A 748-nucleotide genomic window follows, 5' to 3' on the forward strand; every position below is an offset into this window, starting at 1 on the left:
ATGAGGAAAATGCAGAATAAATTGACGCAAGTCGATCACTCAAGTTAGTTTAAAGGAGGTTCTACAAAGAAGAATAAAAGTGATCGGCATCGATGTTATTGACCGATCGACTTCATGTTAATACGCACTGCTGCAATAATACGCTTACGACCGACTTTGTAAGATTCACTATTAGCCGATATTCCTACAAGCCAGCACAACCTTGCGATTACTAACCAACTGTTAACTTTCATCGAAAAAGGTAACTTTAATCTGGGAATGTCCATCTCTCTCAAGTCACCTAACACTACATCTGCTCCTTTTCCCAAACAGATTTCCGCAGAGTGGATAGAACGATTCAGGTTACTGGAAAATGAATAGCTATTGTGGAGTTTTTCTTTTAGCTCTTGAGGTGGAAGACTCCCCGAGCAAACAAACGAACGGTTATAGGCGCGAACCCATTTTGCAAAACCAACAGCCGTTACCCGAGGGTTTGAGCTAGCTATCGGCTTACTGACCTGGTCAACTGAATTCGGTCACCCTAGTTAAGTTCGTTAAGCTACTTTTTTTAATGGTTTATCAATGCGCTCAAATTCATTGGGGCTTTGATAGTTTAGGTATGAATGCATCCGCTGGCTGTTATACCACATAGTAATGTAATTCAAGACATCCTGTTGAGCGGCATATCGCGTTCGATAATTGCGCCAATGAACTCGTTCTTGCTTCAAGCTGCCGAAGAAGCTTTCTGCTACGGCATTATCCCAACAAC

Annotated in this window: 1 protein-coding gene; it reads right to left on the reverse strand. The window is 42.0% G+C overall.

The window, feature by feature from the left end; all coding sequences use genetic code 11:
* Window positions 1-533: 533 nt before the first annotated feature.
* A partial coding sequence (locus tag K6Y21_RS21110; protein ID WP_233073917.1) for an IS3 family transposase occupies window positions 534-748 on the reverse strand: 215 nt, incomplete at its 5' end.

The sequence above is a fragment of the Motilimonas eburnea genome (assembly GCF_021295345.1).
GTDB lineage: Bacteria > Pseudomonadota > Gammaproteobacteria > Enterobacterales > CBDFNC01 > Motilimonas > Motilimonas eburnea.